At 50.6% G+C, this 13,181-nt stretch carries 11 protein-coding genes; 9 read left to right on the top strand and 2 right to left on the bottom strand.

Annotated features, from left to right (window positions below):
* Positions 1-12: 12 nt before the first annotated feature.
* The gene (locus ACGTIC_RS04605) at positions 13-606 is read left to right on the top strand and encodes a hypothetical protein (RefSeq protein ID WP_059075717.1); all 594 of its coding nucleotides are present in this window, start codon (positions 13-15) and stop codon (positions 604-606) included.
* 113 nt (positions 607-719) lie between these two features.
* Here ACGTIC_RS04605 and ACGTIC_RS04610 read toward each other — a convergent pair whose 3' ends face one another.
* Complete coding sequence (locus ACGTIC_RS04610) at positions 720-1,373, bottom strand: HAD family hydrolase (RefSeq protein WP_075582046.1); 654 nt, start codon at positions 1,371-1,373, stop codon at positions 720-722.
* A 163-nt stretch (positions 1,374-1,536) separates the two neighbouring features.
* Here ACGTIC_RS04610 and ACGTIC_RS04615 point away from each other — a divergent pair, with 163 nt between their 5' ends.
* The 3 genes from ACGTIC_RS04615 (at position 1,537) to ACGTIC_RS04625 (ending at position 5,147) form a co-directional block, all read left to right on the top strand.
* Complete coding sequence (locus tag ACGTIC_RS04615) at positions 1,537-3,696, top strand: LPO_1073/Vpar_1526 family protein (protein WP_113855489.1); 2,160 nt, start codon at positions 1,537-1,539, stop codon at positions 3,694-3,696.
* Between the two features lie 15 nt (positions 3,697-3,711).
* Positions 3,712-4,581 carry a UTP--glucose-1-phosphate uridylyltransferase GalU gene (gene galU, locus ACGTIC_RS04620; RefSeq protein WP_059075720.1) on the top strand — a complete coding sequence of 290 codons (870 nt, stop codon included), beginning with the start codon at positions 3,712-3,714 and terminating at the stop codon, positions 4,579-4,581.
* Positions 4,582-4,724: 143 nt separating this feature from the next.
* The gene (locus ACGTIC_RS04625; RefSeq protein ID WP_059075721.1) at positions 4,725-5,147 is read left to right on the top strand and encodes a SoxR reducing system RseC family protein; all 423 of its coding nucleotides are present in this window, start codon (positions 4,725-4,727) and stop codon (positions 5,145-5,147) included.
* A 112-nt stretch (positions 5,148-5,259) separates the two neighbouring features.
* Here the strand turns inward: ACGTIC_RS04625 and ACGTIC_RS04630 are convergent, their stop codons facing one another.
* Positions 5,260-6,294, bottom strand: coding sequence for a hypothetical protein (locus tag ACGTIC_RS04630; protein ID WP_113855490.1), 1,035 nt, complete (start codon positions 6,292-6,294; stop codon positions 5,260-5,262).
* A gap of 152 nt (positions 6,295-6,446) precedes the next feature.
* On the opposite strand from ACGTIC_RS04630, the gene ACGTIC_RS04635 reads away from it, so the two are divergent.
* The 5 genes from ACGTIC_RS04635 to ACGTIC_RS04655 all read left to right on the top strand — a co-directional run bounded on the left by ACGTIC_RS04635 (position 6,447) and on the right by ACGTIC_RS04655 (position 12,864).
* Entirely contained in the window at positions 6,447-8,087 is a 1,641-nt protein-coding gene (locus ACGTIC_RS04635; protein WP_059075723.1) for a nucleoside kinase, read from the top strand.
* A gap of 91 nt (positions 8,088-8,178) precedes the next feature.
* Positions 8,179-8,685, top strand: a complete 507-nt coding sequence (locus ACGTIC_RS04640) for a DUF177 domain-containing protein (RefSeq protein ID WP_059075724.1) — start codon at positions 8,179-8,181, stop codon at positions 8,683-8,685.
* A gap of 35 nt (positions 8,686-8,720) precedes the next feature.
* A complete protein-coding gene (rpmF, locus tag ACGTIC_RS04645; RefSeq protein WP_014016180.1) occupies positions 8,721-8,906 on the top strand; it encodes a 50S ribosomal protein L32 in 186 nt (61 codons plus the stop codon).
* 721 nt (positions 8,907-9,627) lie between these two features.
* Positions 9,628-9,915, top strand: a complete 288-nt coding sequence (locus tag ACGTIC_RS04650) for an ESPR domain-containing protein (protein ID WP_113855491.1) — start codon at positions 9,628-9,630, stop codon at positions 9,913-9,915.
* A gap of 21 nt (positions 9,916-9,936) precedes the next feature.
* Positions 9,937-12,864: a YadA-like family protein gene (locus ACGTIC_RS04655; protein ID WP_113855492.1), complete on the top strand. Its 2,928-nt coding sequence runs from the start codon at positions 9,937-9,939 to the stop codon at positions 12,862-12,864.
* The last annotated feature ends 317 nt before the right edge of the window (positions 12,865-13,181 follow it).

Here is a 13,181-nt window from a genome sequence, read left to right on the forward strand (position 1 = left end):
ACGTGAATGTAATTGAAACTGCTCAAGAAACTTGCAATCGCAGCCTGCACTATGACCTTTATGGTGTGCAATCTGGCTTTTGCCAAATTCGTTGTCCTCGATGATGTTCATTTTGACAAACAACATTCTGCCAAAAATTATAAAATCGTATCCGTCGATAACGGCATACCTACGGAAATCCGTCTCAAGGCAGGCAATTATGGCTATACCCGCATGACGGTAAAGCAGAATAAAAAACTCGTATATATCACGGACCTCCTGACAGAGGATAATATCCATCACATGCAGCGGGTCCAGGACCAGGACAGCGGCCGGATTTTTTACCTGCTTTCCCAATTCAGGCACGCTACGGCTTTTGGCTATGACCCGGTTAAAGGGTCCTGGCAGGAATACATCAATTCGAAAAACTATTATGCCGGGTATGACAAGCCCCATGCCAACCTGATTGTCAATAAAGACAATGAACTGGAACTTTCGTTCTTTGTATTCGGTGACGGGGTTCCCAACCATATCTATCAGTTCTTCTGGGATAACAAAGCCAACTGGTTTGGGTACCGCGATTTAGGTTACTACGTCTTCAAGGACGGGAAAAATCATAAAGTATAACCATAACAGGCATTTCCTCAGATAAAAAAACAGGTGCATGCCAGCTGCTTATGATGGTCAGCTGGTATGCACCTGTTTTGTAATGCGATGGGCATAGAGCAGGCAGGGCCGGTTTACTGCCCAAGGAGCAGGCGGGCCAGTTCATCCGGGCTCTGGACGAGGTAATCGGGATGGAGCCGTTCCAGATCCTCTTTGTCGCGGAATCCCCAGGTGACGAGGATGACGTCGAGACCGGCGTTGCGGGCCGTCATGCTGTCTACTTCCGAATCGCCGATGTAGACGGCATCTTCTCTGGCACATCCCAGCCGCTTCAGGGCTTCCCATACCATATCGGGTTCCGGCTTTTTCCGGTAGCGCGGTGATTCTCCCATGGAGAACGATACAAGATGGGAGAAAAATTCTTCGTGGAGTTCGCTGACGGCAGCCTGTCCTTTGTTGGACACGATGGCCGTCTTTCGTCCGCCGGCCTGAAGGGCAGACAGCAGGGACACGATGCCGTCATAGGGGTGGGTATGGCCCTGGCAGTGGCTGCTGTACCAGGTCTTGAATTCCTCGGCTAGTTTTTGCTGCTCTGCCGGGTCCAGATCCGGTGCGGTCCGCTTTATGAGTCCGGTGTAGCCGTATCCCAGAGCGGCCCGGACTTCCTGCCGTGTCCGGACGGGGAGATGATGGGCCCCGTATACATGGGCCAGGGAAGTCGTCAGTTCATCCAGTGTATCGAGGACGGTGCCGTCCATATCAAAAATAATCGCTTTATACTGTTTCATAATACCGCCGTAATGGCGCAAAGCCTCCTTTGGGTAAGTTCGACCCATATTATACCATATTCTATTTCTTTCTGCTCTTTTCAGGTAGAACTGGAAGTTAAATTCTATCTATGATAGAATAGGAGCTAGAATTATTTTTTCAGTCATAGAGGGAGAGGATGAGATGTCTAGTTATTTGCCGTACATTATTGTGGCAGGGATTGTGGTAATCTTTTTCATTATTTGCATGATTCTTTTTTCCGGGAACAAAGCGGAAAAGAATCATCAGAAACAGGAAAGGGCAGAGCAGCAGAGCCTGGCCCAGAAGAGGGCGGAAGAAAAGGCTGCCTGGGCTCAGATAGAAGCGCTCAATGATGAACGGGAAGCGAAACGGCGGACAAGCCAGTCGCATACGGCTCCTGTACCACGGATTTCTACGGTAACGGTCAGGGAACGGGCGGAAAACCCCGATGAAACGGCCTTTGTCACGACAAAAGGGGAAGCCGTACGGCGCAATGGACAGATTGTCTACGAAGAAGCTCCGCAGAAAAACCGTAAGAAAAAGGAAAATTTCGATGCCACACGGGTGTTGTCCCGCGATGAAATCATCGAAGCCATGGATAAAGTAGATAAAGAAGAAGCGGCCGCTTACAAGGCAGAAACGGAAGAAGCCAAGAAAAAGAAAGACGAAGAAGCGGCCCGCGAAGCCGACCGGGAAGAAGCACAGCGTCAGGCTGCAGAGAAAGAAATGATACGCCAGAGAGCAGAAGCGACCCGCAAGCGCCGGGCAGCGGCTGCGGCACAGCGTGCGCGCCTGGTCAGCGACGATGAACAGGAAGACACGACGCTGGCCCAGATGGCGGCGGTCGTGTCGAAAGACCTGGCGGAAAAAGATCAGCCGGCCGGCACGGATGCCCCGGCAGATGATGCCGATGCGACGACGGTCATTCCTGCTTCTGCCGTAACGGCAGCGGCGGCTGCTACGGCAGCTTCTGCCACGGCGCCCGCAGCAAGACAGGCAGCTCCGTCCAAAACGGCAGCGGCCGTCCGCAAAGGCGCTGCCGTTCATACGGCACCGGCTGCTGAAGAGGATGCCCCATCGGATAAGACGCAGATCATGAAGCCCGTCAAGGCCCAGAAACACGATGCGGCTCCCAGTGCGCTGGGTGATGAAACGCGGCGCATGCAGCCACTCCAGGTCGATACGGCTTCGAAAGAACAGGAAGGCCGGACGGCTCCGGCCGCTGCCAAGGCTTCGGCCCATACCCGGCAGGAAAGCAGTCACAATCGTACGAAGAGCCCCTGGGGCAATGACCTGCAGCACCGTACGTCCTCGACCAAACAGGGTCAGGAATCCATCTGGGCCAAAGATGCCGCCGCCAATTCGACGGTCGTCCGGGATTGTGCCTATCATTTCCTGGGCCAGTACGGTATTGCCGGCGATGCCTTCCAGCAGCACGTCAAAAACATAACGGCCGCTGCCTTCAACCGCCTGGGCTGCCATACCGACGACGAACGGGAAAAAGCCGTCGCCCCCCTTCTGGTGCAGGAAGCCCTGCAGAACGTACAGAAGACCTATGCGTCCCAGCCGGAAGACTACGTGGCCACTATGGCCCTGCGCGCCTTTGAAGATATCGTCCGCTGCCCCGTGGCCTCGACGCGCCATCTGGTCGCCATGGATGCCCTGAAAGTCATGCCATATCTGGGCCGCGGCCATTATCAGATTCTGGCTATCCTGCTGCTCTTCCTCTATTCCCGCAACTCCCATAACGTCGATAAGACGACGTTCTGCCAGTATATCGACAAATACGTCATGCCTTTCCTCGACCATTTCCCGACGGAACGGCCCTATTACCAGCAGCTCGATTATCTCCACTGTACGGCACTGGAAGCCAAGGAAACGCGGTTCCCGGAAATTCTGTCCGATTCCTATCCGCTCCTGTTCCGTTACCGCGGATTTACGGAAGAAGAACTGCGTAAAGCCCTCAAGGGCCACCGCATCCCCAGAGAATACGTCGTACGGTCCTTCAATTCACCGCTCATCAAGCTGGCCCTGATCGACGATTCCATGGCTCTGCGCTTCTTCCGCGTCACGGGCATTACCGACCGGGACATGCAGGACCGCATCATGCGGCTGGCTAAAAAGCGCCCTGCCAATTTCAGTGGCGAAGAAGCACTGGACATCATGGAAGATATTTCGCCTATCCTGGCAGATCTCGGCGATATCTGGGACAGCACGCTGCTGCGCGTCTCCACGCTTTCCCTCCTGGGCCTCTATCTGGCACAGGGCTATGTAAAAGAAATGATTGGCGAGGAATTTGATTTATCCCGCTGGTTTGAATAAAAGGTGGTCTATTGTATGAAAAAAATTCGTAAAGCTGTCATCCCGGCAGCCGGTTATGGTACACGCTTTTTGCCGGCGACGAAAGCGACGCCGAAAGAAATGCTGCCTATCGTCGATAAGCCGACAATCCAGTATATCGTAGAAGAAGCTCTCCAGAGCGGCATTGAAGAAATCCTGATTATCAGCGGTCATGCCAAACGGGCTATTGAAGATCATTTTGATACCAATATTGCCCTCGAACTCAACCTGGAAGAACATCATAAAACGGATTTGCTGCGCATGGTCCGCAGTATATCTGAAATCAATATTCATTATATCCGTCAGAAGCACATGCGCGGCCTGGGCGATGCCATCCTCTGTGCCCAGTCCTTTATCGATGACGAACCTTTTGCAGTCCTTCTCGGCGATGATGTCGTATACAACGAAACCAACCCGGCCCTGCAGCAGATGATCGACATCTACAATTCCCTGGGCACGACCATCCTGGGCTGTCAGGAAGTGCCCCAGGAAAAAGTTTCCTCCTATGGCATCGTCAAGGGCGTTCCTACCGATGATCCCCGTCTCATGCGCGTCGTCAACATGATTGAAAAACCGTCCGTTGCCGAAGCACCGAGCCGGACTGCCGTTCTCGGCCGCTACATCATCACTCCCGATGTCTTTGAAGTACTGCGCCGGACCGAACCGGGAAAAGGCGGCGAAATCCAGCTGACCGATGCCCTTCAGACCATGGCAGCCCGGGAAGCCGTCTATGCATACTGCTTCTCCGGCAAGCGCTATGACGTAGGGGATAAACTGGGCTTCCTCAAGGCTACTGTCGAATACGCCCTGCGCCGTCCTGATTTGGGCGATTCGTTCCGGGATTATCTGAAGAGTCTGTCTTTATAAGAAACAGGTAAGGTCAAAAAATCAAAGTCACCATGTAAAAAGAGCACCGTTCAGGTATTGATTATTGCTAAGCGTCATGCTATACTTAGGATGAATCATAAAGAATGATTATTCCTTTTAATAGTGTGAAAGAAGGGGTTTGTATGAAAATAGAAGAAGGTACCGTAGTAGGGTTAAATGATAATGGTCTCGTCGATGTCAAAGTCGGCCGTCATTCCGACTGTATTTCCTGTGGTGCCTGTGATGGGGCACAGCACATCGTCGTCCAGGCACTGAACCCGGTCGGCGCCAAAGTCGGGCAGCATGTCAAATTCGAAATGCGGGAAGTCAACATCGTCATCGGCGCATTCGTCTGCTTCATCATGCCGCTCCTGGTCGCTGCAGCCGGTGTCTTCATCGGCCGCATGATAGCCCAGTCCCAGGCATTGGATGTCGTCAACCTGGAAATTGCCGGCGGCATCATCGGCTTCCTCATCGGAGTCGTGGGAGTCAAACTCTTTGACCGTAAAATCACGAACGATGCCAACGCCCGCCCGAAAATCGTAGAAGTCGTGCAGGGCCGGTAAGAGAGCATACAAAGAATGAGACTGTCTTTTCAGGCAGCCTCTTCTTTTTTACCCGGATTATATCCATATGCTCTGGTATAGTGAAAAAAACCTGTCCAGTGACAGTTTTTTTTCAGTTTGGCAATTTTTCTGCCAGCGACAGGGTCGTCCCGTCCTGACGGGTGACGCTCGTCACGCGGAGCTGGCTCCTCGTATCGTCCAGATTTTCCCGGCTCATGAGAGCGTACTGGCTGGGGATGAGGGGATTGAGCAGGAACTGGCTGGTGTGTGGCTTGCCCGATGCTGCCGGCGTCAGCCGCAGGGTGCCAGAATACAGCACGGCATGGTCGCCGGAACGCTGGAGCTCATAGACACCGCGGATTTCCCGGATTTCTTCCGGTTTCCCTTCGAATACCGGCGTATAGGTGATGCGCAGGAAGGTCTGATGATTGGATCCTTTGACAAGAGTGGCCGATACGTTCCGGATTTTGATCAGTCCGTCCAGCTGGCGCTGGATCGGGCGGTTGTATGCGGCCAGACGCTGATCCCAGGCGTCGTTGATTTCACTGATGAATGCCGGTGCATCGGCAAGGCCCGTAATGCGCCACTGCTTCGGTCCCGTACGGGTCAGTTCGATGGTGCAGGTCAGATTCCTGTCGAGCCGTTCATTATATAAGGTGACCGTCATGTGAGCGTGGCTGCTGTCTGTCTTATGGGCGTAGCGGGAAGAAACATAGTGCCAGCCCGAGACGGGAAAGGGAAATCCCAGGGCCTGCAGGCGGAGACGGACATTTTCTGCCGCTCCGGCGCGGTCTGCATCGTCTTTCTCCTTCTGCATGGTCAGGTGGAACAGGCGGCTGCTGTCGGTGATGAAATCATCCCGCAATGGCGCCCAGGCCAGCTGCAGGACCGGCAGGGAATCGATTCCGCCGCCCCGCGAGGCCATGCCGTCGAAGAGTCCGGCTGCAATGGCCTTATCATCGACAAGAGCCGTGACCGTTTCCTCATCGCCGCTTTGTATGGCCCGGGTGAGGACCCGGACGGAATAATCGGGCGTCGCCTTGTATACGTGCTCATAGTTGAGTACCGCCGCTTCCAGACAGAAAAGCAGGATACAGATGGCAGCCAGTATGGAGACATCCGGTTTGGGTATTCTATGCGAATTCATGGGCATTCCTTCTTTGCGTATGAGACAAAAATATGATGACTTAAAAGTATTATACCATTTTTATGCCGTTTCTGAAAAAGGAAACGTATTATTTTTGTAGAACTATAGATAGTGAGACCTGAAATTTAACCTATATAGTGAGGAGTGATACGGTGATTACCATACATGATAAAACCCATAATACAGACTATACCGTAGAAAAAGGGACGACACTGCTCGCCCTGAGCCGGCAGTGCTGTCCCGAAGCCGACCCGCCTGTGGCAGCTGCACTGTACAACAACGAACTGGCCGGCCTGCAGACGAAAATAGAAGAAAAAGGCGATGTCGAATGGTACCAGCTGAATACACTGGAAGGCAACCAGTGCATCATACGCACGGCCATCCTGCTCCTCGTGCGGGCCGTGGCCGAACTCTATCCCGACGGCAAGGTGCTGGTCAAACACGCCCTGCGCAAATCCCTTTACTGTGAACTGGAAATCGGCCACAACGTGACCATCCACGATGTGGAAACCATTAAGCGCCGCATGGACGAAATCGTCGAACAGGACGAAACCATCACCCAGGTCAAAGTCAGCACCCAGACAGCGCTGGCCATGTGCCACAACCGCGACCTCAAGCACGAAGCGGAACTGATGAGCCATGTCGATGTGCCCTATGTCCTGGCTTATCAGTGCGGGCAGATACTGGACTACTACATGGGGCCTCTCCTGCCCAGCATGGGATACCTGACCTGCTTCAACCTGCGACTCTATGCGCCGGGTATCATACTGGAATACCCGAAAGTAGAAAATCCCAACGAACTGCCGCCGTACAAGGAAATCCCAAAAATGGCCCGCCTCTTCCTGGAAGCGGAAGAATGGGGGCGCATCGTCCGCTGTGAATACGTCTCCGACCTGAACCGCTATATCGGGGACGGGACCATCCAGGATATCGTCGATATGGCCGAAGCCCTGCAGGAAAAGAAACTGGCCGAACTGGCCGACTATATCGTGGCCCAGCGGCCCAAAATCAAAGTCGTCCTCATTGCCGGCCCGTCCTCTGCCGGTAAGACGACATTCTGCAAACGGCTGACCACCCAGCTCCGCGTCAATGGCCTGCGTCCGGTGCGCATTTCTCTCGACGACTATTTCTATAATAGAGAAGATACGCCGCGTAATCCCGATGGCAGTTACGATTTCGAATCACTGCGCGCCATCGACGTGCCCCTGTTCAACCAGCAGATCGATGACCTCAATCAGGGCAAAGACGTCCACCTGGCCCGCTTTGAATTCGTCGAAGGCAAGCGCTATTTCGATGAAAAGCCGACGCGCCTCGAACCGGGCCAGCCCATCGTCGTAGAAGGCCTCCACGCCCTGAACGATTCCCTGACCTACATGCTGCCCCGCTATGAAAAAGTCAAGATCTCCCTGGGCGTCCTGACGCAGATACGCATCAACGACCACAACCGCATTTCCACGTCGGACACGCGCATCATCCGCCGCATGGTCCGGGATCATCAGTTCCGCGGCCGCGGTCCCGAAGCGACCATGGAAATCTGGGGCGACGTGCGCCGTGGCGAAGAAAAGAACATCTATCCCTATCAGGAAGATGCCGATACCATCTTCAACACGGCTCTGCCATACGAACTGGCTGTCCTCAAACCCTATGCCGAACCGCTCCTGGAATCGATCGGACAGGACAGCCCCTATTATACGGAAGCCCAGCGCCTGGTCAAATTCCTGAAGCCATTCAAGCCCGTAGATTCGTCCGTCGTCCCCATGAACTCCCTCCTGAGGGAATTTATCGGCAAATGACAGACCATTGCGCGGCCGGTGCGGGGTATACGAATTTATCATTGACAAAGCCTAAGTGGATAGATATAATAGTATAGTCGAGGTAGAAATAATGAAACTACAAGTCGAAGAAGCACTCAAAGAAATGGGGAAGTATTTCCCTTTTTCGTTTGAACGTCCGGCTGCCGAGCTCGGTGATGTAGATGATTTCCCCTGGAAAGATGCTACCGTAGCTGTGGAAGGAACGTATTGTTTCGATGGCAATCATCTCCTTGTAGAAGGAACGATTCGTACATCGGGCATGTATCCCTGCAGCCGTTGTCTGACACCGGTATCGGTGGATCGGAACGAAACACTGTCTGAAGTCTATGGTACGGAAGCGGAGCTTCCCGAGGACGTATTGCCCTATAACGGGGAATACATCGATTTGACGGAGACAATTAGAGAAACCTTGATCCTCAGCGAGCCCATGAGGGTATTGTGCCGGCCTGACTGCAAAGGGCTTTGTCCGCAGTGCGGTGCAAACCTGAATGAAGGACCCTGTAGTTGTCCTACCGACAAGATTGATCCGAGGCTTGAAGCCCTGGCTCAGTTATTACGATCCAAAGAAAAGCACTAGAAACACGTACCATGTGATTTAAGGAGGTGCAGAACATGGCAGTACCAAAGAACAGATTATCCCAGACTCGTCAGAAGATGCGTCGTGCAAACTGGAAATTGACAGCACCGGGCTACGTAGAATGCCCGCAGTGCCACGAAGCAATGATGCCTCATCATGTATGCCCGACTTGCGGCTACTATAAAGGCAAACAGGTTGTCAACAACACAACGGCTGAATAAGAGTAAGCATAAAAAGCGTCCCAAAAAGGGACGCTTTTTTATGTCCTGGCCGGTTCAAAGTGCAGTGTAGCAGGCCACCCAGCAAGAGGATGTCGGTTATTTCCCGCAGACATCAAACTTCAAACTATCCCTTCTCTTCCGTTGCACCTTTTGTGCAGCGGATTTTTTTATAACTCAGCTCTATGGGAAAAAATGACTTGTCATGAAAGTTTTGCATGAAATGCGGGCGGGTTGTATTGCTCTTTAAAATATAATTTGTAAATGCAAACACAAAAAAATGTAATGTAAGACGAAACAAATGACGTAGCGAAATTATAGGAAATAGGCAAAATAACTAATTGTAGTGCCTTGGTGTCCTAATCACAGATGAGGCGTCAAACAGTGAGAACATGGCGTTTTTATAAAATAGAGACGGACTGATACCTGTATTATGTTATTTCGTACCATTTTACGTTTGTCGGAATTTTGTCTAGTTATAGAAAACATAGTATAAATACATAGATGAATATAAATATACAAACCACACTCATTTTGGAGTTTTATATATCAGAATAAAATATCATATACCAGAAGTAGATAAACATAAAAAACAATAAAATATCACCGTAATGGACACTTAATTGCAATATAATTGTGACAAAATAACGTTTTATGGTATAATGTTAAGTAAACCACGACTATTTTATGTAATGATAATAATTATAATACAGGAGGTTGTTTTATGAATAAAATATACAAAGTCATCTGGAGTCATGTAAAACAATGCTATGTCGTTACATCAGAATTAACGAAAAGCCAACACAAATCGTCCAGTAAGAGTGAACTTATAAGTACAAATGTACACCAGAGGAGGTATTTTGGTAAGGCGGCCGTAGCTGCCATCGTCGCCGGACTGCTGACTTTCGGTTCTTATGGTTTGGCTGATGCAGCAGGTCCGGCAGCCACTGAAAATGGACCGGCCAGCAAAGCAGACGGGATTGCCAGCATCGCTGTTGGGGTTGGTGATTAAGTAGTCGCTAATAAGGGTAAAATGTATCAGGGTGCTACTGCTATAGCTGCAGGTACTTTAAATGTCATCGATGCCGCTGCAGAGGTTAACTTCGATGGAGTTGCCAATAGTGTCATCGGTCAGGTGAACTATACCAAGAATGCCAATGCAGCAGTCATTATGGGGGCCGGCAATAAAGTCACCAATTCCTATAAGGACGTGAAGCTGGATGAAAAGACCTTGCAGGCATTGATGCAGGCATACCAGCAAAATAATATGCAGAAAGTTACAGAAATCCTGCAGAAAGCTGTTCCGAACAGCGGTGGCCAGGTCATGGTCATGGGCGGCGGCAACACAGTTGACTATGCCCAGTCTTCCCAGGTCATGGGTGTCAGCAATATACTGAAGGGAACGAAAGATTCCATCAGCACGTACAACCTGGTGGATGGGTTCCAGAACAAGGTGACCAATTCCCAGAATACGTATGTGGTCGGGACGAATAACAGTTTTGTGAATATGGCCAATTCCATCGTATTGGGAGATAACAATAACCGTATTGCCAATAACACAGACCGAATTATGAAAGATACCATTGTAATCGGTGATGGGAATACGGTACAAAATGGTGATGAAAGCATTGCTATCGGGAAAAATATCACAATCCAACGTGATGGCGGTAATGGCTATGAATACGACACAGGCAATGTGGCCATCGGCAGCAATGCCTATATCAACAGTTATGTGAACCAGGGCGACAGCATTGCCATCGGTAAGAATGCCAGCGTCATCAATATGAATGGCTCCCTGGAACAGGCCTTTGCCTTTGGCAGACCCATGGGCAAGGAGTATTCCGGCAGTATTGCCATCGGTCAGAATTCCTATGCTCGTTCAGGCAGTACCATGATTGGTATCCATAATTATCAAGGCAAACTTGGTGATTTGGATATCGACTTTACGAAGGACAAGAGTGGAGGCCATTCTGGTATTGGCGAATATCAGGAAAGTATCGATGCTACGACCATTGGCAATAACAGCTACAATAATGGCGTATTCTCGACAGTAGTAGGTAGTTATACCGCTGTGTCTGGCTTGTACCATAATCAGAAATGGGGCGAAAAGCCTTACGGTGTACAGAACTTTGGTGCTGCTGTCCTCGGCTCGCTGAATAGTGTAGAAGGGTTGACCAGTACAGAGCATAACACGGCCGGTATGGCTGACAGTATCCTCGGTTCTGCTAACCGCACCAAGAATGCCAATGGTACGGTCATGGTCGGTGCCGGCAACGTGGTAGAAGATTCGATTAACGATTTTGATGCATCAGAAATCAAGACAAAAGATGGCATCGCCAGCCCCAATGCTTTGTCTGAAGCCATGCGCACTTCTATCAAAAACGCCAATGGCGGTGGCGCAGCCTCTATTGTCGGTAACGGCAATGAGGTGAAGAAGTCCACGAATGTGGCTGTTGTAGGTTCAAAGAACTCCGTGACCAGCACCACGAATTCTCAGATTTTTGGCGATAACCGTACAGTGACAGGTACAGACGGAGCAACCATTGACGGTGCTGTTATCATTGGCTCGGCTGATGCAACAACTCCGATGACGACGGATAAGAAAAACGTTACCATCCTCGGCTATAATGCCAACGCTACTGTCGAAGGCGGCGTAGCACTGGGCAGTGGTTCTGTGGCTTCGACTAAAGCAAATGTGTTTGGATATGATCCTTTGACAGGTATTGCAAGTACGTCTGACGATAAAAAGTGGAAATCGACCTGGGCCGCTGCTTCCATCGGTGATAGTGATCATACCCGCCAGCTTACCAATGTAGCTGCCGGTTATGCTGACACCGATGCCGTTAACGTGGCACAACTGAAGGCTGTAGCTAGTAAGGTGGGTTCTGTCATGAAACTCGTAGCGGGTGATGGCATCTCTATCGTCAACAAAGACGGCGTATATACAATTAGTGCCAATATAAAAGGCGGTTCGACACCTACCGACGATGTCAAGGTAGATCCCGAAAAACCGGGTGAAGGTGGCAATACATCTGGGGCTACGACGGATACACCGGTTACTCCTGTTGATCCGGGCAATACAGGCAATACGGACAATCCGGGCAACACAGAAAATCCTTCTAACGGAAACGGACTTATCATTACGGCTGAAACGAAACCGACAAACTTTGGTGCCGATAGTGGTGAAGCGACAGCTGTCAAACCGGGTGAAAACCTTGCTATCAAAGGGGATACGACCAATATTACGACTACTGCCAGTGATCATGGCATTACCGTTTCTCTCAAAAAAGATATTACCGTCGATAGCGTAACGGCCGGGGATACGAAGATGACCAGTGATGGACTGACTATCACGGGAGGCCCGTCGATTACCAAGAGTGGTATCGATGCAGGCGGCAAGAAAGTAACTCATGTCGCCGATGGAGAAATCGCGGCCGAATCGAAAGATGCTGTCAATGGCAGCCAGCTCTATCGTGTTCAGAAGAACGTAGAATCGATTGAAAACAACGTGATCAATCTGGCTGGTGACGTAACCAACCTGAGCGGCCGTGTATCCAACCTCGATAACCGCATCAACAAAGTCGGTGCCGGTGCAGCGGCTCTGGCAGCGCTCCATCCGCTGGACTTCAATCCCGATGACAAATGGAACTTTGCTGTCGGATATGGCAACTACCGCAACGCTAACAGTGTAGCACTGGGAGCTTTCTACCAGCCCAACGAAAATACTATGTTCAACGTGGCAACCAACTTCGGCAACGGCGAAAACATGATTAACGCCGGCGTCAGCTTCAAGATTGGCAAAGGAAACTCCTATGCCGGTGTCAGCAAGGCCCAGCTGGTAGCAGAAAATCAGCAGCTTAAGGCAAACGATACTCTGCAGGATCAGAAGATTCAGAAACAAGATCAGGAAATCCAGGAACTGAAGAAAGCCCTGGAAGAACTGAAAAGCCGTATCAAATAACAGAATAACCCTATCTGACTGATACAAACAAAACGCCCCGCATCAGAAGAGCTCCCCTCTAATTCTGATGCGGGGCGTTTTGCATCTGTGCCTCCCCTGGGACGGCTTCCAACGCGGCAAACCGACCTGCGGCCTGCGTTTCTTACTACGAACTTTCCTTTTGGTAAATAGTATTTGCAATAGATTTTTTGTATGACCGGAATTTATTGATGAATTTTTCATGTCAGTATAAGTGACAGTTTGCTGTCCAGTTGAAAAAATTATATTTATATAGATACATTAATACTAATAAATATAATTTTACTATTGATTACTAT

This window comes from Megasphaera hexanoica, from assembly GCF_043520715.1.
GTDB classification, from domain to species: domain Bacteria; phylum Bacillota; class Negativicutes; order Veillonellales; family Megasphaeraceae; genus Megasphaera; species Megasphaera hexanoica.